The sequence below is a fragment of the Bradyrhizobium sp. MI1.11 genome, from assembly GCF_055811255.1.
The window spans coordinates 22,658-47,316 of sequence record NZ_JBVVPM010000015.1; the positions used below are offsets into that span (position 1 = coordinate 22,658).

Consider the following 24,659-nt stretch of genomic DNA (forward strand, 5'->3'; position numbering starts at 1 on the left):
ACCAAATTAACCATCGACGTAAGATTTCCCGTTCACCAATGCGATCTGTTAGAGACATGCTACGAGCGACAAGATGGCCACCCTGTCAGACTCGCGCGGTGGTTTCTTCGAGTTTGCGAATTTGTATTAACGCCGTAACAAGTTGCGGGGACCAACTGCAGTGACAACCGTCGCCCTTGACTTCGCCGCTGTTCGGCAACGGATTCGTAGCGCATTCGCTGCCTATTTGTTCGCGCGAACCATTCGGGTAGCCGAGCAAATCATTCTTGTCCCCTTGTTTCTGTCCAGCTGGGGCGCCCAATCGTATGGCGAATGGCTTGCGTTCGCGGCCCTGGCCGGCTTTGCGGCAATGGCAAATCTCGGAGTTGGGCCAGCAGCCGCCGCCGAAGTCGTGCTGCAATCAACGCGCAACGAATTCAGCAAGGCATCGTGCGTCGTCGTTACATCGCTCGTCATCATTGTGGCGAGTATCACCGTCGGCCTTATCAGCCTGGGACTGATCGTTGCCGTTGCCGATCTGCGAGCTCTCGTCGGGATGGGGCTAGATGATATGCCTGCGCCCGCGCTTTTAGTCATTATGCTCGCAGGAGCCACCCTCATCACGTTTCTGAGCGAGCCCCTCGCCGGCGCGCTTTCGGCAGCGCACGGCGCCGCCGTGCCGAATGCAATTGCTGCAATTTCCAAGACCATCGAGCTCGTCTGCATCGCCATCGCACTTCGTGTTGGAGCTGGTCCTCTCGGTATCGCCGGAACCATGCTCGCTGGAGCTGCTCTTAATGTCACGTTTCACTTGGTCTGGGCCTTTCGCCGCGTGTCATGGCTTTCATTTTCGCGGGCGAATTTTGAGCTTGAGATTCTGACCCGCACCTGGCGTTCCGCGGCGGGCTTCTTCCTGATCTTCGTCTGCGTCAACGTTCTGGGCGTCTATCTGCCGCGGTTGTTGGTGTCACACAGCCTCGGCCCAGTGGCGCTGGCGACCTTTAGCGTTCTGGCCACCTATACGAAGACGGCGCGGAATCTCGCCACCATGACCTCGCAAGCCACCCAGGTAGAAATCGGTCGATTGTGGGCAATCGGCGAAACCAAAAATGTTCGTCGGCTGGTTCGGGGAACGCTCCGCAATGCGACTCTACTCGCTGCAGCGTTGCTGGTTACCGAATTGGTTCTGGCACCCACAATTGTCCCGCGGTGGACCGGAGGACATATCCCGCTGGATTGGGAGCTCATGATGGCACTTGCGCTCGTCGCGCTACTGGGGTGCTATTTCGACGGGATCCTGCTTACGGCGAGCGCTCTCAACCAAGTCGGGTTGATCGCGTTTGGCTACGCACTAGGACTTTTCGTTGGCATCGTAGGCGCCGCAATCCTGCTGCCATGGACCGGGCGCCTTGTGACAATTGGGATCTGTCTCCTTCTGCCCGAAATCGGCGGTGCACTCTCTGGTAACAAGATACTCAGTCGAATAGCGCGGCAGTCGAAATGAGCGATCGATGTGGCCTGCGGTCTACATGGGCTGCTTCGGAAGCCGCGAGCCAATCACAGCGGCCGGGTGACCACCGACGATTGTTCCGGCGGAAACGTCCCGCATCACGACGGCGCGGGCCTGGACCACGGCGCCACGCCCGATCCTGACCCCTGGAGCGATGAAGCATTGTGCCGCGACCCAAGCCTCGGGCTCAATGACAATGGGACGGACGAAGATTGGAAAGTCAGGAGTCCGGTGATCGTGCGATCCGGTGCACACGTAAGTCCCTTGAGAGACGACGACGTCATGGCCGATCTCGACTTCGCCGAGACTATAGAGATGCACGTCGTCTCCGATCCAAGAATTCGCTCCGATCGACACTTTCCAAGGATAGACTATGCGCACCGATGGTCGGATCAGTACACCTGGACCGATCTTGGCGCCAAAAAGCCGCAGAATAACTCTTCGCCAAGCAAAGAAGACCTGCGGCGTCGGCCGGACCAGAAGCGCCTCGACGACCCACCACAATTGCACCCATAGGGCCGACCGGCCGCGGAGCCCCTTGGGATTTGCATACTTTGAGAGATCTTGAACGCGGACGCCCTCGGCATCTGACGTCGGGAGAGCGCTCTTTTGCTGGTAACCACACATCGAAATCCCTCGGAATGCTCTAAGATGGGTATTTCGTTAACGGGACATACCATCTAAAGATGAGCCTCACGCCGACCCTTTGGTCGCTCGGGTACTGGGGGCCATCATCCAATATTCCGGTCCGGACCGCACAGCCTAATGCTGAGGGGTGTCTCTGCAGGTGGCGCTGCCAAATTAGACTTTTTTCATGAAGATTTTGGCGTACGGCCTCAATTATGCTCCCGAGCTGACAGGAATCGGGAAATATTCGAGCGAGCTGTGCGAGTGGTTGGCCTCGCGCGGCCACACGGTCGAGGTTGTAACGGCTCACCCCTATTATCCCAATTGGGTCGTTGCCGAAGGTTACGACAACCGGTCCTATCAGCATGAAACCAGGAATCTGGTCAAGGTCCGCCGTTGCCCACTCTATTTGCCCCGGGTTGTGCCCTCCGGCAAGCGCGGCCGGATCATGAGCCACGCCTCGTTCGCAATTTCCAGCGTCCCCAAGCTGCTGGCCTCGGTGCGCCAACTGCGGCCGGACGTCCTACTGGCTGTGACACCATCATTCCTGATCGCGCCCATGGCTCTGGCCGTTTCGAGATTGTTTGGAACTCCGAGTTGGCTCCACATTCAGGACTTCGAGCTAGACGCCGCCTTTGAACTTGGGATGCTCGCGGGCAACAATCTTCGCCGCGCGGCCACATCCGTCGAAGCTGTCATTTTGCGCAGATTCGATCGAATATCGACAATCTCACCTCGGATGATGGATCGGTTGCATACCAAGGGCGCTCCGCCGGGAAGCACCGTAAAATTCAGGAATTGGGTCGACACGGATGCGATCAGTCCGGCGAATCGAATGACCGGTTTTCGGAAACAACTCGGCTTGTCCGATCGCCACATTGTTGCTCTCTATGCAGGAAGCATCGCAGCCAAGCAGGGCATCGAAAGCCTTGCAGAGGCCGCAGCTGAGCTCCAAAACAAGGCACCCGAGGTCGTGTTCGTATTTTGCGGTGGCGGAGCGTTGCTGAAACATCTGGTCGAGCTAGCAGCTCCGCTCTCGAATGTCAGATTTCTTGATCTGCAGCCGGACGAGCGAATGAGGGAGCTACTTGCGACCGCGGACATCCATTTGATTCCACAACGCGCCGAGGTCTCCGACCTCATGCTGCCCTCCAAGCTGGCTCCTATTCTAGCCTCTGGAAGACCAGCAATCGCGATGGCATATCCTGGCACGCAGCTCGCGACTGAAATTGACGGCGCGGGCATTGCGGTGCCGCCATCTGACCGCCAGGCGCTATCGGGTGCGATATTGAAGCTTGCGAGAGACGCCGGCATGCGGATGCGTATGGGCGAGCACGGACGGGCGCTGGCATGCGCGCGCTGGGACAAGCAAACCATTCTGAGCGAATTCGAAGCCAAACTTGTCGACATCGCCAGCCGCGGGCGCAAGAATGGCTGACATCGCCGCGCCAACGGTCAATGTTGCGGTCTGTGGCGATTTCAAACAGCTTCAGCTCATTCCCGAATTGAACAAGGTCGCGGATTTGGGCCGCGTCTATTACGCCGCGCGGCTATCGAGCAACGCCGCGCGACTACAAATCGAGCGATCCCAGGCCCGGAACCTGTTCTTGAAGGAATACCTTCTTCAATTTCATGCCCGATACCTGAATCACGCCTTCGCGGATACGATCTATCCTCTCTACGACTCGCTTTGGCTTGCGGCCGCCCATGCCGCGTGGCGGCGCTGTGACGTGCTGCATGCCGTGATTCAAGGCAAGGCCGTCGGCCTCTTGCAAAGAGCCAAGCGCGAGGGCGCCGCCATCCTTGGACATCCCATCGTTTGCCATCCTGCGTTCTTTGAACGCGAAATGCGCATCGAACTCGAGCGCTTGTCGATCGCGCCTGGCCCTTACGTCGCCGATGTCAGCAATAGCCTCGCCGAAATCGAACTCTGCGATAGAATCTACTGCCTCTCGACTCTTGTTCGCGACAGCTTCGTTGACGCTGGCTTTTCGACCGACGCCATCGATATCATTCAACTGCCGACGGACCTTGAGACGTTCGTGCCCGCACGCAACCCTGCAGCCGACTTGCCCTTTCGGGTGCTTTGCGTTGCGGAACTCAATCCGATCAAGGGCCACGTCTATCTGCTGGAGGCCTGGAAACGCCTAAACTTACCGCGCTCGGAACTGATCTTCGTGGGCACCATGAGACGCGAGATGAAACGAGCGCTCCAGCCCTACGAGGGAATATTCCGCTATCTCGGACCACTTGGCCGCGGAGATCTCGTGCGGCTCTACCAAAACAGCTCGCTTCTTGTCCTACCGTCGGTTCAGGACGGATTCGGCTTTGTGGTAACTGAAGCGCTCGCCTGCGGCCTGCCGGCGATCGTCACTGAGCATGTCGGCGCCCGCGACGTCATCAGAGCAGGCGTGAACGGATTTGTCGTTCCGCCCCGTACACCTGAAGCGCTTGCCAATACCATAGGCAAAATCCACGCATCCCGATCACTGCGGCAGAGCTTGCGCGAAGGAGCCATTGCAAGCCGCGACGCGTTTCCAACCATGACCGAAACGGCGGAGCGGATCGCCGCAGCCTATCATCGGACCTACGCTGCGCGCTCCGACAGCCCGAAAGCCACCGGACACTAGGCTTACGAGCAAGGCAACTCCAAGTCGGCAATCGCACAGAGCAGATTGCCGTAATCTGCAGCGGCCGTTGCCCGAAGCGCGGTGAACCGCTCCTTCGCAGCGGCCTTCGCGGCCGCGAGCGACTTCCGATCATCGCTCCAACTCTTGATCTGCGCGCAAGCGGCCGACACAAAATCATTGGACGGATCGATGATGGAACCACAGTTTCCGTTCACATCCTCGCTCAGACAGCCTCTGGCAAATGTGATCACTGCCGTGCCCGCCGACATGGCTTCGAACACCACATTCGGTTGGGCTTCGTTGCGGTACCCTGTTGGAAACACAAATACATCGAGCCCCGCAAAAAACTCGTCCTTGTCGGGACCATAAAGCGCACCGACATGGATCAGTCGCGCTCCAAGCTGGCGCTGGGCGGCCTCCACTGCGGCGCGGTCCTCTTCGAACTGGATCGGGCCCGCCAGCATCCCCGTGATCGGAAGGTCGCATTGCACGCACGCTCGCAGCAGATCCAAGAAAAGATAAAGTCCCTTTTCCGTGGTAAGGTTGCTCAGCAGCCCAATCCTGATCTCATCATTTCCCGGCAAGCGCGTGTCCGGGGCGGCGGAGAGATGTACAGCATTTGACGAGACAAGCCCCCTCCACTCCCCTCGATAGCTTTTCCGAAATCGAAGTTGCATCGTCTGGCAGAGAAAGACGTGGACCGCGCCATTCCCGGCAATTGAAACCAGAGCGGACATCAGCCAGCGCCGCTGGTCGATTGCGGAGAAGCTGTGGTGATGAATGACAATCGCCTGTTGCGACAGGCGCGCCAGTCCTGTTAGGAGGATCGTGTAAATTAAACCCAGGCCGCCGTCCGCAGGAATGTAAAGGCAAGGGTTCGGACGCAGCCCGTTGCGCAGGACTCCGACTGCTGCCGCGAGGACTGACGAGATCCTCCGCCAATGGTAGCTCCATGAACGTCGCAGAGAGCGAGACGACAAATCGCAACGATGGACGTATGCGAACTCGGCAAGGTCCGATGCAATCGACTCGGATATCTTCGCCAGTCCGTGTAACGGCGGGGGAAACGCCGCTGCAATGACGACATTCCGCTTTTCGCCAATCATGCCCAATTCGCCGTTGCGCTCGTCTTACCCATGGGGGAACACTAGACTAGAGGATTCGGCTCAAGCCATCAAACAGGCAGCGGCCGGCACTTGTACTGCAAGTCTGTCAATTGACGCCGGAGAGACAGCAGTGCTGAGAAAAGCTCGCGTGATCGCTTCCGTCCTCTTGGGTTGTGTGATGTTCGGCACGGTCGTCCATGCCGAACGGTCGCCGGTGCCTCGTATGGTCTTCGCGCATTACATGGTCTGCTGTCCAGCGAGCGGATCGGGGGCAACGGTTGACGACTTGAAGCGGGAGATCCAGACCGCCCAATCCTACGGCATCGACGGATTTGTGCTTAACATGCCGAGTTGGCGGCGCGAGCCAATCTATCGCACCATCAGCCAGCGGATTTTTGCAGCCGCCGAAGCAAGCCCTCTAGCCTTCAAGCTCTTCGTATCCTTTGACGATGTTTCGGTTGAAGACACTGTTTCGATGCTTACCGAACTATCGCGCAGCCCTGCATACCTGCGGGTCGACAACCGTCCCGTCGTTAGTACATTTTCGGGGGTACCGGAATGGGGCTCCTCACTCTCACAAAGGCTATCATCGTTGGGGTTAAGGCCCTTTCTTGTGCCGAATTATCAATATCTCTCCGGATCGCCGTGGGCGAGAAACTACAGCCATCCTACAGCGGAATTTCTTGATCGACTGTACCGAGAACACCCCGAGATGGATGGCTACTTCAACTTTGGGCCTGATCTCGGCCATGCGCCTCCACCAAGCGACGGCCGTCTCGTCGCCGAACGCAGCCGAATTGCCGGAAAGGTCTCAATGATCGGCATCTCACCCTATTATCGTGGCCTGAGTCACAACTACCGTGTGTTCGAAAGCGGAGGTTTCGAAGGCATGGCAGCCCAATGGACCGCTGCCATTGAGAGCGGAGCGAACTTGGTCGAAATCGTGACCTGGAACGATTGGGGTGAAGCGACTTATGTTGCCCCGTTCGGCGACATCCGGCAGCAAGACCTGTGGAACTACCATTGGGGTCCGCTGCTCAGCCATGAAGCTTTCCTTTCGGCTAGCCGTTACTTTATCGCATGGTTCAAATCGTCCGTCCGCCCGGTGATCGAACATCCTGCTATTTACTACTTCTATCGGCTTCATTCCAAGTTCGCCCATGGCATCGCTTCCATTGAAACGGGCAAACAGGGACGCCCTAAGGGATGGGAGAACCTCGTCGACGGAATCTATGTGACGGCATTCTTGCCCCGAACGTTGACGGTGGAGGTAGCCGTCGGTGGAAGGCGTCAATCCGCAGTGCTTCCCCCCGGTGTCCAGCACCATCGGTTTGAACTCGCAGAGGGACCGGTTGCAATCCAAATTCTGGAGGATGGCCGGGTGATCGGTCAGAAAGAGCTGGAATTTCCGATCACAAAACTAGGGCAAATCGGGAATTTTAATTATTTCGGAGGTGATATCCGATTACCATGATCAACAAAGGTCCTTTACGTCGCCCTAGGCGACCAAGTCCACCACGGTTCGGATGATCGAAATCGCGCTCATCATTCACGTCCTCTTCTTTATAGGCCTCCTCGTCGGTCTGCGCGCGCGCGGCTATCTAAACATCTATTCCGGACTCTTTATCTACCTCGCGTTTCATTTCTTCGTATTCGTGCAACGCCCGGTCGTCGTGTATCTGTTCGATATTCGCTCCGAATTTGAATTCATGATGTTCATGCCCGACGATGGCATCTTTCTCAAGACGCTGTTCGTTGCTGACCTCGGATTGCTGAGCTTCATTCTTGCTTACTTGGCGGTGCTTGGTTTTAGGCCGATAGAGCCGACGTTCAACTCCATCGAGCTCACGCGCACACAGATGCGCTCGTTTCAGCTCGCATTCCTTTTGCTATTGCCTCTGATCGCCTATTCGTTCCTCCTTGCTCTGACCATGCGTCAAACGTACGGCGTGGAAGTGTTTCTGGAACTGGGAAAGATCAATATGACGGTCGATCCGGCGACAGGCCAAAAGCTTTTTAGCGACAGCACGGCGTATGTCGTTAATGCTCGCGAGTTCGCGTTCCCGTTCGCAGCCCTGCTCGTTCACGTGACCCGCGCTCGCTGGTGGTCCTTTCTCGCCATCTTCTTCTGCGCATTTGTTGCTCTGCAGCTTGGCGAGAGATGGGAGATTGTGATCTCGACTTTGGTCGCAAGCATGATGACGCTGTATATCCACAAGCGGCACACATTCTCCTGGAGCCACTACGTAGGTATGGCCATCGTCTTGGGGTTATTCGTGGCGATCGGCCAAAATCGCGACAGCCTGGTCAAATTCCTGACCACCGGGGAGTTTGAATTCAGCTTCGACATAGCGAAGTCCTCTTTTGGCGCCCATCCAGACTTCGCCAATTTCGACTTCCTAAGCTATGTTATCGCCAAGGTTCCAGACGTCAGCCAGACCTACTCCTACTTCACCCAGTATCTTGGTATTTTTACGCAACCGATCCCTCGCGTGTTGTGGCCCGACAAACCCGTCGGCTCACCGGTGCAGTGGGTGAACCTCGACGCCTACGGACGCTTCACCTCCAGGACCACCTCTCTCGTCGGCGATGGCTGGATTAGCTTCGGCTATGCTGGCGTGGTCATTACCATGGGATTATGCGGAGCATTTTTCGGCGCCATCTTCAAACGCTTTTGTCGGCCGTCGATTTCGGTTTATTTTTACTTTTCCTATTTTTGGATGGTCAGCCTGCTGCTGCAGTGGGCGCGCGACGGCAGCCATAAAATTCTTGACTTCTTTTTGTTCTGTATCGGTCCACTTGTCTTCGCCTACTGCATCGAGCGGATCCATTGGGGACGACAGCCGGGTGTCACCAACCGCGCTCGGGCCTGAGGGCGCTTGGCTGACCATGCGATGGGACCCGTGGCGGGCGAGATCAAGCCGTGGTCGAAGACCCTCGTGCGGATCCCGTCGCCGAGGATGCCTACCTATTGGTCGGCGGTTGGCAATGCGCAGGTATCAGCCTGCACCTGAACCTCGCCTGACGCGCCCCGGGGAACACAATTAGCCCGCACCGCTGGATGAGATCCGAGACGTCACGGCGGTTGTTCGCACCTTATCTCCGTGTGCCGCTGCGCGCTCTTTCAGCCGGAGCAAGGCTCCTCTATGCTGCATGCGATTTTAACCGTGAGTCTTGGTACCGATCGCTTGCGCCGCGCCAGGACGCTATCAATTGACGATCGCTTCCGCAACGCGTCTCGGATAGGCGACGAAAGGATCTGAATTGATCAATTGGGCAGGTCCCGGACAATATCGATTGCTGCTCGCGCTGATCATCGTCGTCACCCATGTCTCGCGCTTCAATCTCGGGCACGCCGCCGTCTATAGCTTCTTCTCTCTCAGCGGTTATTGGGTGTGCTCGATGTGGCACGCCAAGTACGCGGCCTGTCGGCAACCCTACGTAACGTTCCTGATCTCGCGGTTCTGGCGGCTCGGGCCGGTGTTTGCGATCTGCTCAGTCGCGGGGTGGCTGATCGCAGTGCCCAATGACGCACCGGTCATTGGGCCCGTGGTCTCCTTGGCCGAAGCGTTTTCGAGCATCTTCATTCTCGGCTACGCGAGCCTGCCGATCCAGCCGAATGTACCTGCGTGGTCGCTTGACATCGAGATGCAATTTTATCTCGTTGCCCCTTTGATCGCGATCTGCGCGGTCTACGGCTGGCGCGTGACCATCGTCGCCAGCCTTTGTCTCTCCGTCGCCGCGTGCCTCGCCACGCCGTCCGGCCTGGTGCTGCGCTATTTAATCTTCTTTTCTGCCGGCGCTGCCGCCTTCGCGGCGCAATGGCATCCGTCACGATCCCTGGCCCTCCGCAGCGTCGCGCTGGTCAGTGCGTCGTTGCTGGCGCTGGCGATATGTCCCTATCGCGACATCCTCTTGGGTGGCGCGCATCCTGGCCCATTGTTCAGGTTCAATGAATATCTCAACATTGCAGTCACGGTGGCAATTCTGCCGTGGACGATCTACACGACCCAGCAGCGGACCCCAGCGCTGGACCGCATGTTGGGCGACCTGTCCTACATCGTCTATCTGGTCCATTGGCCGGTGCTGCACCTGATTGACGTGGCGAGCGGATCGATGGCGACACGCCTGATCCACGTCGCGGCCGCCGTGACGGCAATCGCCGTTTTGAGCTGGCTCATTTGGAAGCTAGTGGACGCGCCATCTAACCGCTTGCGCTCGCGGTGGGTCGCCGCGCGGGTTGGCCAGTCCAAACACGCCGATGTGTCAGACGCTGTAGCGCCTCTTCCGGCCGGAGCCGTGTTCCAGGCTCCCGCGCCGCGGAGGGTCGAGGGCGAGGTTTGACTGGCGGCAACTTCCGCTCGCCCAAGCGACCCCTCAAGCGATCGGGCTGGATATCGCCGCGTGATGCGGCCTGGGACCTAACAGCGTCCACGGCACTATGCATCGGCGGAGCCCTCGAAGGGTGGGTCGCGAGATCGTTTAGCACCTGCTCGATCGCGTCGTTTGTTATTCGCCGTTGCTCTGCTGCTCGCCGTCGCCGAGGCGCAGCTGCGGCTTCGCCGCTACGATCTGCCTCACCATAGAGCGGGATCGGCGTCCTTTGCCTTCGTTGGAGATCTCACAAGTCGTCGGCAGCTTCAGCATCGGCTTTGCGATCTGCGATGCCGCGACATAGGTGATGACCTGTTTGCTTTCCGCGCACGTCGAGCAGATCGCGCTGCTGCGGCGGTACTCTGAAGTAACACCAAGGGTGGCGGTGACCAGCTGCACCTGCTGGCGCCAGCGGAGCCCCAGCCGCTCCTGAATGCAATGATCGCAGTAAGCCCGGCCGCCACAGCGGACGAGGAATTCATTGATCCGTTCTGGCACAGTTCTGCCACTCATCAGGACGCCCCTAATAACTTCAAGCCGGCGTGGCTCGACTCAGCAAGGCTCACGCCAACTCTTCAATAGCTTAATGGTCGCAACATGGTTGTGACACGCGCCAAACGCACGTGCTGTCATTTCGATAAATTTGACCTGATTGCCGCGAGGTCCCCAGACGTTTCGGAAAAGCATTTCGTTCGAAAAATTGCCACGGCGAAGATCAGCGATTACAAACTATCTTGCGGGAAACGATGCCCGGCCCGCAATAGTCATCTTGTCTAATGAGTGTCTACGTCTTTTCGCGAAGTTCATTGGTTAACTTCACGAATTCGTCAGCCGATCGCCCGCTCGTAGGGCGGCCTTGGAGTTTGACACAGACTCAGAGCAGGCGCTGTAACCGGGATCACACAATCGAATGGCTGCCACATCGGCTGGCCTTGGAGCGCACCATCGCGATCCAAACTATGCCAAGACAGGCCGACTAAATGCTCGCCAGGAAGCGACCTCAGCCTGCTGCGGCTCCGAACGGCTGCCCGGGCTCGAGCTTCAAAAAGGCGTCGAGCTCATCGGCCAGCGCGCTTTCCCAGGCGGGCGGCTCCAGGCCATAGGCTTCCTTCAGGCGACTCAGGTCCAGGCGGGAATTGGCCGGCCGCGTTGCCTTGGTCGGGTAATCCTCGGTGGCGATTGGCGCGACCTCGGCAGCCTTCAGCGGCACGCTGCGCGAGCGCAGGCCTTCCACGATCGCACTGGCAAAGCCGTGCCAGCTGGTCGAGCCGGAATTGGTGAGGTGGATGAGCCCCTTTGCCTGGGCGAAGACCGTGCCCAGATCTGCCTCGCCTTTCCGCAAGATCTGAACAAGGGTAGACGCAATCGTATGCGCCGTGGTCGGCGTTCCGAATTGATCTGCCACCACCCGCAGCGACTCGCGCTCTTTGGCGAGACGGATCATGGTGCGCATGAAATTGGCGCCCTGCGCAGCATAGACCCAGGCGGTCCGCACCACCAGATGCGCCCCGCCGGCGCTTCGAACCGCGCTCTCACCTGCAAGCTTGCTGCGGCCGTACACCGAAAGTGGGCCGGGCGGGTCCTCCTCGCGCCACAGGCGACCGTCGCTGCCGTCGAACACATAATCCGTCGAGAAATGGACCATCGGCACGCCGTGTGCTGCGGCCCAACGGGCGAGAGCAGCCGGCGCGTCACCGTTGATCACGAAGGCGAGTGCAGCCTCATCTTCGGCCTTGTCGACGGCGGTATAGGCTGCGGGGTTGATGATGAGATCGGGCTTGAACGCATCGAGCTTGCTGGCCAGAGTGTCTGGCTTCGACAAGTCGAACTCCTCAAGCGGCGGCGCAAGGACGGTATGCTGGTCTCGCAGCAGGGGCAGCAGTGCACCACCCACTTGTCCCGCAGTTCCGGTCAAGAGAATGCGCATCAGATTTGCCCGTAGATTGGAAGGTTCTTGACTGCGGTGAGCAGCGGCGCGGCGGAATCCTTCGCCGAGAGCGAGGGTTGATCGACGCCCCATTTGATTCCGATTGCGGGGTCATTCCAGCGGATGGAGACCTCGTCCTTCGGACTGTAGAGGTCATCGCATTTATAGAAGAAATCGGCCGTTTCGGAGAGGACGGCGAAGCCGTGGGCGAAGCCGCGGGGCACCCACAGCTGGCGGCGGTTCTCTTCGCTCAATTCAACGGCAACATGCCGCCCAAAATTCGGGCTGCCGACCCGGACATCGACCGCGACGTCGAGCACGCTGCCACGCAGCGCGCTGACCAGCTTGCCCTGGGTGCCCGGATTTTGCAGATGCAGCCCGCGCAGCACGCCGCGGACCGAGCGGGACATGTTGTCCTGAACGAAAGGACGATGTATGCCCGCTTCTACGTAGCGTTGAAACTGATAGGTTTCCAAAAAGAAACCCCGCTGGTCCCCGAATAATTTTGGCTCGATAATCAGGACTCCCGGTAGCTCAGTCGCAATAACATTCATATTCAGCGCCTAAATATTCCTGCGTTCTACGGTTTACCCTAGATTGATAACAAACTTGTGCAGTGCACGCTATCTGCTACTTTCCGAATAGTAAATTTTGTGAGGGGCTATGAAGGGGATCATTCTCGCCGGCGGCACGGGCTCGCGCCTTTATCCGGTTACAACCGTGGTATCGAAGCAGCTCCTGCCGGTTTTCGACAAGCCGATGATCTATTACCCGCTGTCGACGCTGATGCTGGCGGGCATTCGGGACATCCTGATCATCTCGACCCCGCAGGACAAGCCGCTGTTTCAGCGGCTGCTCGGCGATGGTTCGGACATCGGGCTGCGATTCGAGTATGCCACCCAGGAGACCCCGCGTGGGCTCGCCGACGCCTTCATCGTCGGGCGGGAATTTGTCGGCACCGATTCGGTCGCGCTGATCCTGGGCGACAATATCTTCTACGGCCACGGCCTGCCGAGCATGCTGTCGAGCGCTTCGTTCCGCAAAACGGGCGCAACCGTGTTCGGTTATGTCGTCAACGAACCCGAGCAATATGGCGTCGTCGAGCTCGACGCCACCGGACGTGCGCTGTCGATCGAGGAGAAGCCGAAGCAGCCGAAATCCAACGTCGCGGTGACCGGGCTCTACTTCTATGACAATGACGTGCTGGACATCGCCGCCAACGTCAAACCGTCGGCGCGCGGCGAGATCGAGATCACCTCGGTCAACAACGCCTATCTCGAGCGCGGCGATCTCTTTGTCGAGGTGCTTGGCCGCGGTTTTGCATGGCTCGACACCGGCACGCACGCCTCGCTGGTGGAGGCCAGCCATTTCGTGCAGATCCTGGAGCAGCGCCAGGGGCTGCGCATCGCCTGTCCCGAGGAAATCGCGCTTCGGCAGGGCTACATTTCGCTGCGGCAATTCGAGATCGTAGCCGAGAAATCTGCCAAGAGCAGCTACGGCGAATATTTGAAATCGGTCGCGCGCTCCTTCGCGCGCTGATCATTGGCGGGGGCACGCATGCGTTTCAAGGGTTTCACGATCTTCGTCACCGGCGGTGCCGGGTTCATCGGGTCGGCCGTGGTGCGGCACCTGCTTCGCGACACCCACGCGCGGGTGGTCAACGTCGACAAGCTGACCTACGCCGCCAATCTCGAGTCGCTGCCGGATGCGGTCGGCAACCCACATTACAGCTTCGAGCAGCAGTGCATCTGCGAGGCGGCGGGCCTGCGCAAGCTGTTCGAGAAGTACCAGCCCGACGCGGTGATGAATCTCGCGGCCGAGAGCCATGTCGACCGCTCGATCGACGGCCCCGGCGAGTTCATCCAGACCAACATCGTCGGCACCTTCACCATGCTGCAGGAGGCGCTGCGCCACTGGCGCAGCCTCTCGGGCGAGAAGCGCGACCGCTTCCGCTTCCTGCACATCTCGACCGACGAGGTGTTCGGCTCGCTCGGCCGCGACGGCCTGTTCACGGAAACCAGCTCCTACGCGCCGAACTCGCCCTATTCGGCGAGCAAGGCCTCGTCCGACCATCTGGTGCGCGCCTGGCGGGAGACTTACGAGCTGCCGACGCTGGTGACCAACTGCTCGAACAATTACGGGCCCTATCATTTCCCCGAGAAGCTGATCCCGCACATGATCATCAAGGGCCTCGCGGGCGAGAAGCTGCCCGTCTACGGCGACGGCTCGAACATCCGCGACTGGCTCTATGTCGAGGATCACGCCAAGGCGCTGACGATGGTGCTGGAGCGCGGCAAGCCGGGCGAGACCTACAATGTCGGCGGCCGCAACGAGCGCACCAATCTGCATGTGGTGGAGACGATCTGCGACCTGCTCGACGAGCACGCCCCGCGCGCGGAGGGCCCGCATCGGGCCCTGATCTCGTTCGTCACCGACCGCCCCGGTCACGACCACCGCTACGCCATCGACGCGACCAAGCTCGAAACCGAGCTCGGCTGGCGCGCCGAGGAAAACTTCGAGAGCGGCATCGAGAAGACGGTGCGCTGGTATATCGAGCAGCAGCTGTGGTGGCGGGCGATCGTTGAGCGGGGGTATCAGGTCAAGCGGGTGGGGCTGAGCAAGTAGTCGCGCGCCCCTCGTCCGGGGGGGGGCGGAGGGCCCGAAACAAAAAAGTCGCGAAAACAACCCCATGCACAGTAGCCAACCCATTGATCCCTCAAGAAAAGTCAAGGGCAGCGTCGCGACTACGCCTCTTTGGCGCATCGAAGCTCGACCGCGCCCTCGGCTGGCGCGTCGAGGAGAATTTCGCGAGCTGCGTCGAAAACACGGCGCGGTGGTTTGTCGAGCAGACGCCCATAACGTCGGGACTTCTGGAAGCTACGTGCTCGCGAATGGATCTAGTATAGTCTTCGAGGCCAATACCCCCCGTCAAGCCACTACGATTTGCCTGCAGCCGATGAGACTCGATCATTTGCGGACCGCGACAGGTACGTCAATAGACTAGCGTGGAAAGCTTCAGCTTATATTCGTTCGCAGATGACGTTCATTCGATGTTGCTACGATTGGGCGAGTCAATGTCCTACCGCTCTTGATACTGCGGAGAGTATTGTATCGTCGGGGCCATACTCGCTCCAGCTTGGGCACAGGGCGCTCCCGCCCTCATCAAACTCGTTCCAAGAATAGATAATTCCTCGCCGAGCCTCACATACTCTAGGATTTCTCTGAATGAAGTCCACAAGTGCTCTGATGTGATCGGCAATTTCCTCTGGAGTTCCAGGCGCAACGTATTGATCCCTTGAGCCCTTAACCGGATCGAAAGGCGGCGCCAACTCGATGCGGGGTCGTAAATCCCAACCGGTCATCCCGTTTGGTACAACGGGAATTCCGGTATCCGCCAATTCAGACCAAAAGCGGCGAACGCTCTTATCCAAGTTAGCATATGGAACTGGTCCTTTTGAAACCGGTGGTGCAAAAGCGTAGGCACTTATAGCATCAGCGCCTATGTGAAAAGATTCCAATGCTCCAAGGTTTGCCACTGAGCACTGCAACACAACGTACGGCGCGCGTGAGTTGGCGGAAAGACAAGCTTGGCGCAGTTGCTGCAACGATCGAGCCGCTTTGTCGAGGTTGGCCTTCTCATGCATGATAAAAATCAATGGACGACCATTTACCTTCTCATACTCAGGCTCGCGGAAGTAGTTCATCAATTCCGAATGGCGCGGAAACACTTCCGCCAGCGAATTAAGCCCGATCAACACGCACCAATTTACTAGCCCTTTTCGAGGACTGCTGGAATAGAACTCCCAGCCCTTGTGAAGTGGTCTTCCAGACGGGTACCAGCCGAACGCCCAGTATGCGATTCCCGCGTTTGCGGCATAGAGAATTTCAGTCTCCATATCTTCTTTCGTGCCATCGATGATCAACCGAGATGCGTCCACCCGCTTGGCGAAAAAGGGAGCCCTATGCTGGTATTGAGGAGGATCGAGATCGTGCGCAGCGTACCATTCCGATGATTGAGGAGCGCTTTCTGGACCATACCACGCATCCCACCGAATTGCTCCGATCCGGATACCCCAATGCGTGGAAGCGGAGCCGCTCCGTTTCTGAGAAACTGAAGCGGCGAGCGTTCCCAGTAATGCCTTGAGAATTGAACGGCGATCTAGAATGCGCATCGTCCGCTGAACGTGAATGACTGAGAATCAACTTCTTGCAAGAGAGTAAGGCTTGGAAACAACCAGCGAGTTATCAGCCATATATCGCAAGAAGTTACGATAGTAGTTCGCGAAGTTAGCCCCGAAATTGACCGTTTGCTCCTTTGAATACAAGGAAGCAATATCGATATCTCGGTTCATTGGAATATCCTCCCAGCGAATCCTTGGGATCCCCATGATGTCCGCCATCTCTACTGTACGAGAGTCATGGACCAATAGAGTTGCTGGTGTTCCAGCGATCAGCGCAGCGACCGTTCCGTGTATTCTGGTACCGAAGCAGAACGATCGTCCCTTCATGTACTGGATCCAATCAGCATAGCGCGTAAATACGCGACCATGATGTTCGAGGAAAGATTCGATGCTTGCTGCATCATTTGATCCGTATGCGGCAGTAACTGCCATCTCGGCTTCCTGGGGAATGGGTTCTTTGGTCACATCCCGGAGTACATAGCGCATATCAGCCACCTCTGACTGAAGTATGAGGTCGATCTGACGATTGAACGCTTGACGGTATAAGAAGGTTTGAAATTCATCCGACTGGCGAAAACCATGGCGAGTGGAGTGCATACAACAGGCATGAAAACTAGGTGACTGCGCCAGCGAAGCTGATGGTCCATCGGGCCCTACCAGCAAGAGAGACGGGCATCCCGTTGGCTGAACATTCTTGATCCCATAGCGTTCAAGAACCTCGCAGCTGAATATTCCTCGAACAGAGATCGTTGTAGATCGATCTTGCACAAGCTTCAGTAAGCGAATAGTTCCCTCGGTAACTTTAGGAATTTGCTCCGAATTTGCAGCTTGGGCCCCCACTCCAATGAGAAACACCGGCAGCTTCGATCTCTCCAGACGATCCGCCAACCAACCAAAATCGTCGAAATCATTGACCCAGTTGGCGGCAGCCAACACGATAGCATCATGACCTTCTGTCTCTTCCGGAGAAAGAGAGAATGAGCCCCACTCCGCTCCGTCGATGAAGGTACAGAGGGACTGAGTGAACATCATGTTCCCAGTATTCTGCCCCAAGCTCAGCATGGCTTGATCAATGGTCGCTCCGCCTTCCTTAAGTTCAATTTGGCGGACGCCAACCACTAGTGGGTTTCGAAACATTCAAACGACTCCGATCGATTGGCTAGGGCCAACAGGCCGATTCGACCAATGATACCAAACTCTTAGGCGGGGACGGCGCATCGCACAAGCCTTGGAGGTTGGCTCATTTGGACGCGATATCCTCCCAGACTAAGCACCAACTTGGATTTCCTCGTGTGAACCCCGCGATTCGCCTTGAATCTTCCCGTAAGCCTGGGACCTATGGGATAGCTAACTGTGCTCCCCCACGTTTGGCCACGAGAATATCCGACAACCTTCGGAGCCGTTCTCAGGTCCGGCCTTCGGAAGAGGCCATTACTCGCCTGCAAACATCGACGTAGAAATCGGCGAGATTCCGCATATCGAAACGCTTTCCGGCGTTACTTGCGGCATCCCGCATTTTCTTCAAGACACCGGCGTCCTTCGCTGTGCCAACGATTGTTCCCACCAACGCGCCGAAGTCGGGTACGCCTTCCTTAACGTCGATGAGTCGACCAGGCAGGACGCCGTCAGGGGATTCGAATAGCTGCGGTATTTCCCCAATCCTGCTTGCTATTACAGGGACGCCCTGCTGGAAGCACTCGAGGATGAATAGTGGAAAGGTCTCACCTTTGTAGTAGCTTGGGAATACCGCCGCGTCGAAGCACCTGAAGTAGCGGATAGGATTGTCGACGTGTCCCATGAAGGTGACGTTCTTGTCATCGCGAAATTCCTCGCGTAGCGCGGTCAACTCGGGACCATCGCCGATGAGTACTAAGTGGATGGGTCTTGCGGCCGCCTTGGAAGCTTCCCTGACAGCCAGAATCGAGTCCCGCCATCCCTTCTCCTTGATAGCACGTGAGCACTGCACGAGCATCAATGACTGTGGCGAGATTTTGTGCTCGGCCAGGAACGAGTTTCGATCGACGAATGTGCCTTCAAACTGTGGCACTGCATTGAAGCTCTTCTCGAACGACTCGCGGGCAAGCCCGCTGCCCGTCAGAATGCTTACATTCTTTTCCGCAAGGAAGAGCCACTTCGATACAGTCGTCGAAAGGAATTTTGAGAAATCACCCTTCAGCAGTTCAGCGACGGTCTCGTACCCTCCGTGCAACGATGCGATGTATGGCCGATCGAGTTTGATCCCACGACAAAATAGCTGATACTCGACACTCACATTATGCGAGTTGAAGACCTGAATGCCGTATTCATCGAGAAAAGAATCAAACCGGTTCTGAACCTCGTCCCAATAGACGACGCTGATATCCGATCTCAACCTCGACCGTAGATTCGACAAACTACGTCCCTCCTCCATGACGAGATAGGTGACGTGATGACTTAGGTCGTGCAAAGCGTTGGCGAGCGTTACGGGCAATAACTCTCCACCTCCGATCTCGAAGCTGTGAGCTGCGATACATATGCGCAAAGGCTTTTTCGTTTGCGCACTTGTATTCTTTCCAGCAAATAGCTTCTCCACTTCTGAAATGGGCTTGTCCGGAAAATGGACGGCCAATGATCGAGCGTGAGCAATGACGGCTTTCTCTGGCACGTCATACAGCGCTCGGAGATCGTCGATCACCATCTGGTGCTCGGCCAAATGCCTATCAGTGAAGAAAGCACTCCGAGATGCGCTCCCCTGGCTCACCCGGAAGTATGATCTCGCATCGCGAGAATAGCCCAGCTTGCCACCTCTGAGCAGGAGGGCGTAAAAATACCAATCCCCTGCAAACTTGTATTGATAGAGGCGCTCAATCTGGGCTTGGGTCAACGTGGGCTTCCTGAACAGAAGCCCCGATGCGTTTGGAATCACGTTCTTTACTGTGAAATCGAACTCAAACGCCTTAAACGCAGACACCACCGTGCTGCTATTCCAGTCGAATAGCTGCAGATCATCATAGTAACCGTCTAAATCGCGCGACCTCTTGCCTTCTGCATTGATGAAGGAAATCCTGCCGTAAGCGGCCAGAATGTCTTCCCGCTCAAGCAACGGCGAAAGGTTCTCAAGGAAGCGGCGGTCCGCACTGTCGTCCGTTTCGGCAATCCAGATCCATTCCGAGGAAGCTTCTTGCAGTCCTTTTGTCCACTGCTTGAAAACATTTCCCGAATTCTTCTTATTGACGATGATCTTGTGGGGAATGTCTGACTTCTCCAACAAACCTCGCGCCACCTCGACGCTGTTGTCGGAGGAACAATCATCGAGAAAAATGATTTCGTCCGGCTTTACGGTTTGCTTAAGTACAGATGAGATCCGCTCCGGAAGGAACTTGGCGTGGTTGTAGTTCGGGAAAATGACAGTTACCGCGGGCTTGGCCTTCTCAAGTGAGGACGTTGGAGGTGAAACCGAAACGGCGAGCCCAGCCTTAATAGCGCGAGCGGTTGCGTTTAGATAAGCTGCCCCGAAGTGAACGTCAGGCTCGAGATACGCGCCCTCAGCCCATTCATTCCAAGCGTTCACGGCCACGACAGTCCTGCCGCCAATTCCACCAATCTTCGACGAGCTCAGTGCCCGCGAGATCAAGCCTGTCAGCCAATTCTGGTACTTCGACGGGGTGGCGCGTTCGAGCGACAGTCCTCGATTCGGACGCCGTGCTTCATTGTCCCAGCTTGGGACGATGGTTTTGATGAGAGGATAATTCGGCGGTTCTTCCGCGAGCGAAACCTTCACGAAATCATCGTACTCAATGACTCGTCCCGCGAAATCCGGAGAGTAAGCGTCCGGTGTTGGGCGACCAGGCAGTGTGTCGGATAGCTTGTGAGGCGGAAATTCGATGGCTCCGTCCAAACCAAACACGCTCGGGTCCCTCATCCCAAACGTTTGCGCCATAAACATCAGGGGATTGATGTCGTACTTGGATTCGAGAATTCGTCGCCAACGCGCGATCGTTCGCTTTGGATTAGGAATCAGCTTCGGATTGTAAATAACGAACAGGGGTCTACCATCAATTGTATGATAACGTCGATCTTGAAAGTGCCTAACCCAATCCGCGATGAGCGCCTCCTCATCATCAACGCTGTAATCCTGCTTTAGCAGAATCTCAGATTCCGACCCGTCCCACGTCCGGGTCCAATTCTCATTGGCCCAGATCAGCATGAACTTCATCTCGACGCCCGATCGAAGAAAAACTTCGATCGGTTCATCCAAAATGCGGGTTCTATTGAACCAATAATAGTAGAATCCAAAAACGTTCACCCCAGCCGCCTTTGCGAGCGAGGCTTGGTGTGTCATCGGCTCGACGCTGGTGAGCGTATAGAAACCCAAGTCGCGAGGAATGCGAGGCTGATAGTGGCCTTGATAACGCGGCACCCCGCGCGCAAGCTGACGCCACTCCGTAAAGCCATTACCCCAAAATTTGTCGTTTTCCTTGATAGGGTGGAATTGAGGCAGGTAGAACGCGATCAAATCGATTTTGGATCGATCGACGCCTTCCAGGATCATAGGGTCGAATTCCTCGAACTGATCGCCGGCGCTCGTAAAGTTAGCATGCTCTGCATAGAGCATAGCAACGTCGCCCCGCCCGGGAATTGTCCGTTCGTTCTCTGCCTTTTTCGGGAGATGCTGCGCGTTTTGGAGATAGCCGTCGGCCGGAGCCAATATCCGAAATTCAGGCCGAACCTCGTTCTTGATTGGTTGATCGAACGAGATTTCGAAGCCATATACTCCTGTACCCTTGCCGTGCGCCTTCAGATCCTCCCGCATACGGTTCGCAACCGTGCGTCCGATAACAACACCTTCATGGACTGCTTCCACCAGCGCGGCTTCATTCGGGGAATTGGGAAGCCAAGCCCAACCCATAGCCCCCCAGCGGGTGAGCCGGTCAATATGTCCTTCAAAAGTGACCGCAGAGCTCTTGGACCCTCCCTTCTCGTCTACTGACGAGCTTTTGAGGAACTGACTCGGGATTTCGACAGGCTGCGTTACGGAACCAATCTTGGCAAGAACGGTGATCTCGCGAGGATCACACGATGGCAAAGCAAAAGAGTATCCGTACTGACCAGTGCCTACTCCAGCGTCCTTCAGGTCCTGGCGCAAAGTCTTGGCGGCGCCCTGAGCGATCGCTTTCCCGGCGCGTAAAACGAGAATCTCAACAGAAGCTTTGGGATCGCTCTCATCCCAAGCCCAACCGCTGACCACATTCGGGTGTATCGCGTCGATATAGGCGCGGAGTTTGAAAGCACCAGCACCTTTGTCCGCCTTAGCTTCGAGAGAAGACGGAGCTGCATCCTTCCCAGCTTCTAACGGTTTTTCAACAGCTTGAGGCTGCGCTATTGATTGGACTTCCAACTGGGGCGCATTTGGGAGGTTCTTGGTTTGGAGCTTTTCTGGTTTGGTGGCCTTATCCGCGGCCGTCTTAGTTCGATTCGCCGGCTCAGACACTAGCGCGGAGGCTGCTACTGCATCTGGCTTGCCATCGACTTCAGCGTTGAGTTGCGAACGCTCAGCCGTTGGCTGGATTTCAGCAAAGAAGACGTCCGCGACACCACTACGATCTGCCTCGCTAGTATCTTCGTCGGACTCGAGTAGCAGTTCGTATCGTTCACCATCGAAACATTTAACGTGCAAGACGAGAAGCCTTTGCCCCCGGCTCGCCCGAACGTCCCATCTAAGCGTGAACCGGTGCTCGCGGGGATCAATCTTGGCGCTTCGGCTTCTCATCTTTGGTGTGGCAGTTGAGCCGATCGATCGGCCATCGATATCTAGCGATAGTTGCAGCGCCGAAGTTGGGGAGCGGCCATCTACCAGCCATCCTTGTATCCCTCCTGCTTCAAGCTTAAGCTCGCCACGAAGGCGAGGTGCGCTATTCAGATTGTCAAGCGACGCTGAAAGGTCCCCATCGTCCACGGCCCCAAATTCGTAATCGACGCCCTTCTGCGCATCCATGTTCATCGCTACTTAATCTTACCGGATTTCTGGGAGAGAAAAGTTAGAGGAGCGGAGGACACGCACCTACTCGAGCACTTCGCTCGGCCCGCATCGCGCGCGAGCTTTGATAGGAAGTCAGCCATTTCTACACAATCTTTGATCGAGTACCGGTGTTATTTCGCAATCAGTACATTAGGGCAATGTGGCTGTCACGCATATGAAAGCTAACCTTAATTCTGTTCAAAAATCGGCTTCAGCTTGCCCGAACTTGCATCGGCTCGCCCAAGATTCATCCACCGCTTGATGAACTGCAATAACAGCTCCTCGGTCAGCTCCGCGCCTCAATTGTCACTGCAACGTCATTCTTCGATGAAGCGATCGCGCCCAATCTCTGCCGCGCCACCTCATTCCCCTGCCCTGCCGCCTTCTCGTACCACGCCCTCGCCGATTCCATATCCTGCGCCACGCCATTTCCGGTATAGAGTGCGTCCCCCGCCGCAATCTGCGCCGCGACCATGCCCTGCTCGGCCGCGTGCGCGAACCATTCGAACGCCTTCTCGGGATCCTGCGTGCAGCCCTGGCCCTTGGAGACCATCACGGCCAGGTTGAATTGCCCGAGCAAATGGCCCTGCTTGGCGGCGGCCCCGTACCAGAACACGCCCTTCTCGAGATCCATCTCGACGCCTGCGCCGGTGCAGTACATCACCCCTAGCTGGAATTGCGCGAGCGGTTGGCCGGCCTGGGCGGCCTTCGCGAACCAGCCGGCAGCGGCTTTCGGATCGGCTATGCCGCGCGCCGGATCGAGATAAAGCTGGCCGAGCGCCAGCATCGCGTCGGGCAGGCCGGCAGCGGCCGCGCCGGCATAGGCCTTCGCGGCTTGCGCCCAGTCGGGCGTCCCGCCGAAGCGCCCGGCATGCAGATTGCCCAGCTGAAAGCTGGCCGCGGCGTGGCCGGCCTCGGCCGCCAGACCCAACAGATCCGCGGCGCGCGCGATCGCCTCGGCGCTCTTGTCGGACTGCAGCAGGAACATCGCATAGGCGAGCCTGGCGTCGGGATCACCGCCACCTGCGGCGGTCTTCAGCCATTGCTCGGCGACATCGTGGTCGCGATCGACGCCTTGGCCGGTAGAATAGAGTTGGCCGAGCTGGACCTGCGCGGCCGGAATGCCGGCCTTGGCGGCGAACTCGAACCATTTGATTGCGGCCGTGACATCCTGGGCGATGCCGGTGCCCTTTAGATAGAACACGGCGATATTATAGGCCGCGGTTGGGTGGCCGTTCTCGGCGGCGCGCAAAAACCATTTGGCGGCCTCGCGAACGCTCGGAGCGACGCCCTGGCCGGTGGCGTAGAAGCGGCCGGTGAAGAACTGCGACTGGACATCGCCGCGCTCGGCGGCCTGGAGGTACCAGTACGCGGCCTCGCGCAGGTCGGGCTCTGTGTCGGCGCCTAGCGAATAGAACTCGCCAAGCGTCAGGATCGACGGCAGATGCCCGCGCCGGCCGGCCTTGCGCAGCGCGGTTTCGGCCTTGCCTGTGGATTTGGGCAGGCCGTCGCCGCCAAGCTGCATCAGCGCGATGTTGTACAGCGCCGTCACATCCTCGTGGCGGGCGGCCCAGCCGAACAGCCGTGCCGCCTCGGTGCGGTCCTGCGCGACGCCGGAGCCGTTCAGATGCAGGAAGGCGAGCGCCACCTGGGCGCGAACGTGGCCCCTCTCGGCAGCCTTGCGATACCAGCCGGCGGCGGTCTCGGGATCCTTGGGCACGCCGAGGCCCTGATAGTAGACATCGCCTAGGCCGAATTCCCCGGCCGCCAAATTCTGCGCGGCGGCCTTCTCATACCATTCCCGCGACGCCGCCTTGTCCAACTCGCAGCCGCGCCCGTGCCGATAAAGATCCGCAAGCAGCGCCTGCGCTTCGGCCCGTCCGGACGAGGCCGCCCTGGCGATCCAGGCGAAGCCGCGCTCGGGATCCTTCTCGACCGACAGCCCGCGCGGAAACACGACCGTTGCGGTGGATGCCTTGTCGTTTGCCTTCGCCTCGACCGCCTGGCGCCAGGCCTCCGGCGAATTGCCGCCGACCCCTGCCGCCGCGCCGTCGAGCAGGATCATGCCGAGCTGAAGCTGCGCATCGACATGCCCTGCCTCGGCGGCCCTCGCATACCAGGCCACCGCGTCCGGAACTGAACGCGATACGCCCTGACCGCGCATGTAGAGTTGGCCAATGCGGAACGCCGCCTCGGCGGCGCCCCCCCCCCCCGCCCCCCCCCCGGGGGGGGGCCCCCCCGGGGGGGCCCCCGGGGGGGGGGCGCGGGCCCCCCGCCGGACCCCCCCGGCGGGGGCCACCCCGGCCCCAGGGGTGCGCCCGCGCCGC

Annotated in this window: 17 protein-coding genes; 8 read left to right on the forward strand and 9 right to left on the reverse strand. The window is 58.1% G+C overall.

Annotated features, from left to right (window positions below; genetic code table 11):
- Positions 1 to 160: 160 nt before the first annotated feature.
- Entirely contained in the window at positions 161 to 1,483 is a 1,323-nt protein-coding gene (locus AC0L30_RS17050; RefSeq protein ID WP_473404759.1) for a polysaccharide biosynthesis protein, read from the forward strand.
- A gap of 21 nt (positions 1,484 to 1,504) precedes the next feature.
- Here AC0L30_RS17050 and AC0L30_RS17055 read toward each other — a convergent pair whose 3' ends face one another.
- Complete coding sequence (locus AC0L30_RS17055) at positions 1,505 to 2,116, reverse strand: WcaF family extracellular polysaccharide biosynthesis acetyltransferase (RefSeq protein ID WP_473404760.1); 612 nt, start codon at positions 2,114 to 2,116, stop codon at positions 1,505 to 1,507.
- Between the two features lie 187 nt (positions 2,117 to 2,303).
- Between AC0L30_RS17055 and AC0L30_RS17060 the strand changes: the two genes are divergently transcribed.
- Together AC0L30_RS17060 and AC0L30_RS17065 are read left to right on the forward strand one after the other, a co-directional pair.
- Entirely contained in the window at positions 2,304 to 3,554 is a 1,251-nt protein-coding gene (locus AC0L30_RS17060; protein WP_473404761.1) for a WcaI family glycosyltransferase, read from the forward strand.
- On the forward strand, positions 3,547 to 4,746 hold the full coding sequence (locus AC0L30_RS17065; protein ID WP_473404762.1) for a glycosyltransferase family 4 protein: 1,200 nt from the start codon (positions 3,547 to 3,549) through the stop codon (positions 4,744 to 4,746). The genes AC0L30_RS17060 and AC0L30_RS17065 overlap by 8 nt, the downstream gene beginning before the upstream one ends.
- Before the next feature lie 2 nt (positions 4,747 to 4,748).
- Here the strand turns inward: AC0L30_RS17065 and AC0L30_RS17070 are convergent, their stop codons facing one another.
- Positions 4,749 to 5,852, reverse strand: coding sequence for a glycosyltransferase family 4 protein (locus tag AC0L30_RS17070; protein WP_473404763.1), 1,104 nt, complete (start codon positions 5,850 to 5,852; stop codon positions 4,749 to 4,751).
- A 130-nt stretch (positions 5,853 to 5,982) separates the two neighbouring features.
- Here AC0L30_RS17070 and AC0L30_RS17075 point away from each other — a divergent pair, with 130 nt between their 5' ends.
- The 3 genes from AC0L30_RS17075 (at position 5,983) to AC0L30_RS17085 (ending at position 10,196) form a co-directional block, all read left to right on the forward strand.
- Positions 5,983 to 7,326 (forward strand): endo-1,3-alpha-glucanase family glycosylhydrolase, encoded by a 1,344-nt coding sequence (locus AC0L30_RS17075; protein ID WP_473404764.1) that lies wholly within the window; start codon positions 5,983 to 5,985, stop codon positions 7,324 to 7,326.
- A gap of 52 nt (positions 7,327 to 7,378) precedes the next feature.
- Positions 7,379 to 8,725 (forward strand): oligosaccharide repeat unit polymerase, encoded by a 1,347-nt coding sequence (locus AC0L30_RS17080; RefSeq protein WP_473404765.1) that lies wholly within the window; start codon positions 7,379 to 7,381, stop codon positions 8,723 to 8,725.
- 391 nt (positions 8,726 to 9,116) lie between these two features.
- Positions 9,117 to 10,196, forward strand: coding sequence for an acyltransferase family protein (locus AC0L30_RS17085; RefSeq protein WP_473404766.1), 1,080 nt, complete (start codon positions 9,117 to 9,119; stop codon positions 10,194 to 10,196).
- 165 nt (positions 10,197 to 10,361) lie between these two features.
- Here the strand turns inward: AC0L30_RS17085 and AC0L30_RS17090 are convergent, their stop codons facing one another.
- The 3 genes from AC0L30_RS17090 to rfbC form a co-directional block, all read right to left on the reverse strand.
- Complete coding sequence (locus AC0L30_RS17090) at positions 10,362 to 10,724, reverse strand: hypothetical protein (RefSeq protein WP_473404767.1); 363 nt, start codon at positions 10,722 to 10,724, stop codon at positions 10,362 to 10,364.
- A gap of 502 nt (positions 10,725 to 11,226) precedes the next feature.
- Positions 11,227 to 12,153, reverse strand: coding sequence for a dTDP-4-dehydrorhamnose reductase (gene rfbD, locus AC0L30_RS17095; RefSeq protein ID WP_473404768.1), 927 nt, complete (start codon positions 12,151 to 12,153; stop codon positions 11,227 to 11,229).
- On the reverse strand, positions 12,153 to 12,707 hold the full coding sequence (gene rfbC, locus AC0L30_RS17100) for a dTDP-4-dehydrorhamnose 3,5-epimerase (protein WP_473404769.1): 555 nt from the start codon (positions 12,705 to 12,707) through the stop codon (positions 12,153 to 12,155). The genes rfbD and rfbC overlap by 1 nt, the downstream gene beginning before the upstream one ends.
- A 109-nt stretch (positions 12,708 to 12,816) precedes the next feature.
- Between rfbC and rfbA the strand changes: the two genes are divergently transcribed.
- Together rfbA and rfbB are read left to right on the forward strand one after the other, a co-directional pair.
- Entirely contained in the window at positions 12,817 to 13,692 is an 876-nt protein-coding gene (rfbA, locus tag AC0L30_RS17105; RefSeq protein WP_473404770.1) for a glucose-1-phosphate thymidylyltransferase RfbA, read from the forward strand.
- Positions 13,693 to 13,710: 18 nt separating this feature from the next.
- Complete coding sequence (rfbB, locus tag AC0L30_RS17110) at positions 13,711 to 14,778, forward strand: dTDP-glucose 4,6-dehydratase (protein WP_473404771.1); 1,068 nt, start codon at positions 13,711 to 13,713, stop codon at positions 14,776 to 14,778.
- Between the two features lie 446 nt (positions 14,779 to 15,224).
- Here the strand turns inward: rfbB and AC0L30_RS17115 are convergent, their stop codons facing one another.
- The 4 genes from AC0L30_RS17115 to AC0L30_RS17130 all read right to left on the reverse strand — a co-directional run bounded on the left by AC0L30_RS17115 (position 15,225) and on the right by AC0L30_RS17130 (position 24,631).
- Positions 15,225 to 16,076, reverse strand: a complete 852-nt coding sequence (locus AC0L30_RS17115) for a glycoside hydrolase family 71/99 protein (protein ID WP_473404772.1) — start codon at positions 16,074 to 16,076, stop codon at positions 15,225 to 15,227.
- Between the two features lie 276 nt (positions 16,077 to 16,352).
- On the reverse strand, positions 16,353 to 17,471 hold the full coding sequence (locus AC0L30_RS17120; protein WP_473404773.1) for a polysaccharide pyruvyl transferase family protein: 1,119 nt from the start codon (positions 17,469 to 17,471) through the stop codon (positions 16,353 to 16,355).
- A 268-nt stretch (positions 17,472 to 17,739) separates the two neighbouring features.
- A complete protein-coding gene (locus AC0L30_RS17125) occupies positions 17,740 to 22,308 on the reverse strand; it encodes a glycoside hydrolase family 99-like domain-containing protein (RefSeq protein ID WP_473404774.1) in 4,569 nt (1,522 codons plus the stop codon).
- Positions 22,309 to 22,618: 310 nt separating this feature from the next.
- Positions 22,619 to 24,631, reverse strand: coding sequence for an SEL1-like repeat protein (locus AC0L30_RS17130; protein WP_473404826.1), 2,013 nt, complete (start codon positions 24,629 to 24,631; stop codon positions 22,619 to 22,621).
- Positions 24,632 to 24,659 lie beyond the last annotated feature (28 nt).

Excerpts from the sequence above, each read along its gene's own strand:
- AC0L30_RS17055 (WP_473404760.1), bottom strand. The coding sequence starts at position 2,116 with ATGTGTGGTTACCAGCAAAAGAGCGCTCTCCCGACGTCAGATGCCGAG.
- AC0L30_RS17060 (WP_473404761.1), top strand. The coding sequence starts at position 2,304 with ATGAAGATTTTGGCGTACGGCCTCAATTATGCTCCCGAGCTGACAGGA.
- AC0L30_RS17065 (WP_473404762.1), top strand. The coding sequence starts at position 3,547 with ATGGCTGACATCGCCGCGCCAACGGTCAATGTTGCGGTCTGTGGCGAT.
- AC0L30_RS17070 (WP_473404763.1), bottom strand. The coding sequence starts at position 5,852 with ATGATTGGCGAAAAGCGGAATGTCGTCATTGCAGCGGCGTTTCCCCCG.
- AC0L30_RS17080 (WP_473404765.1), top strand. The coding sequence starts at position 7,379 with ATGATCGAAATCGCGCTCATCATTCACGTCCTCTTCTTTATAGGCCTC.
- rfbD (WP_473404768.1), bottom strand. The coding sequence starts at position 12,153 with ATGCGCATTCTCTTGACCGGAACTGCGGGACAAGTGGGTGGTGCACTG.
- rfbC (WP_473404769.1), bottom strand. The coding sequence starts at position 12,707 with ATGAATGTTATTGCGACTGAGCTACCGGGAGTCCTGATTATCGAGCCA.
- rfbA (WP_473404770.1), top strand. The coding sequence starts at position 12,817 with ATGAAGGGGATCATTCTCGCCGGCGGCACGGGCTCGCGCCTTTATCCG.
- rfbB (WP_473404771.1), top strand. The coding sequence starts at position 13,711 with ATGCGTTTCAAGGGTTTCACGATCTTCGTCACCGGCGGTGCCGGGTTC.
- AC0L30_RS17120 (WP_473404773.1), bottom strand. The coding sequence starts at position 17,471 with ATGTTTCGAAACCCACTAGTGGTTGGCGTCCGCCAAATTGAACTTAAG.
- AC0L30_RS17125 (WP_473404774.1), bottom strand. The coding sequence starts at position 22,308 with ATGGATGCGCAGAAGGGCGTCGATTACGAATTTGGGGCCGTGGACGAT.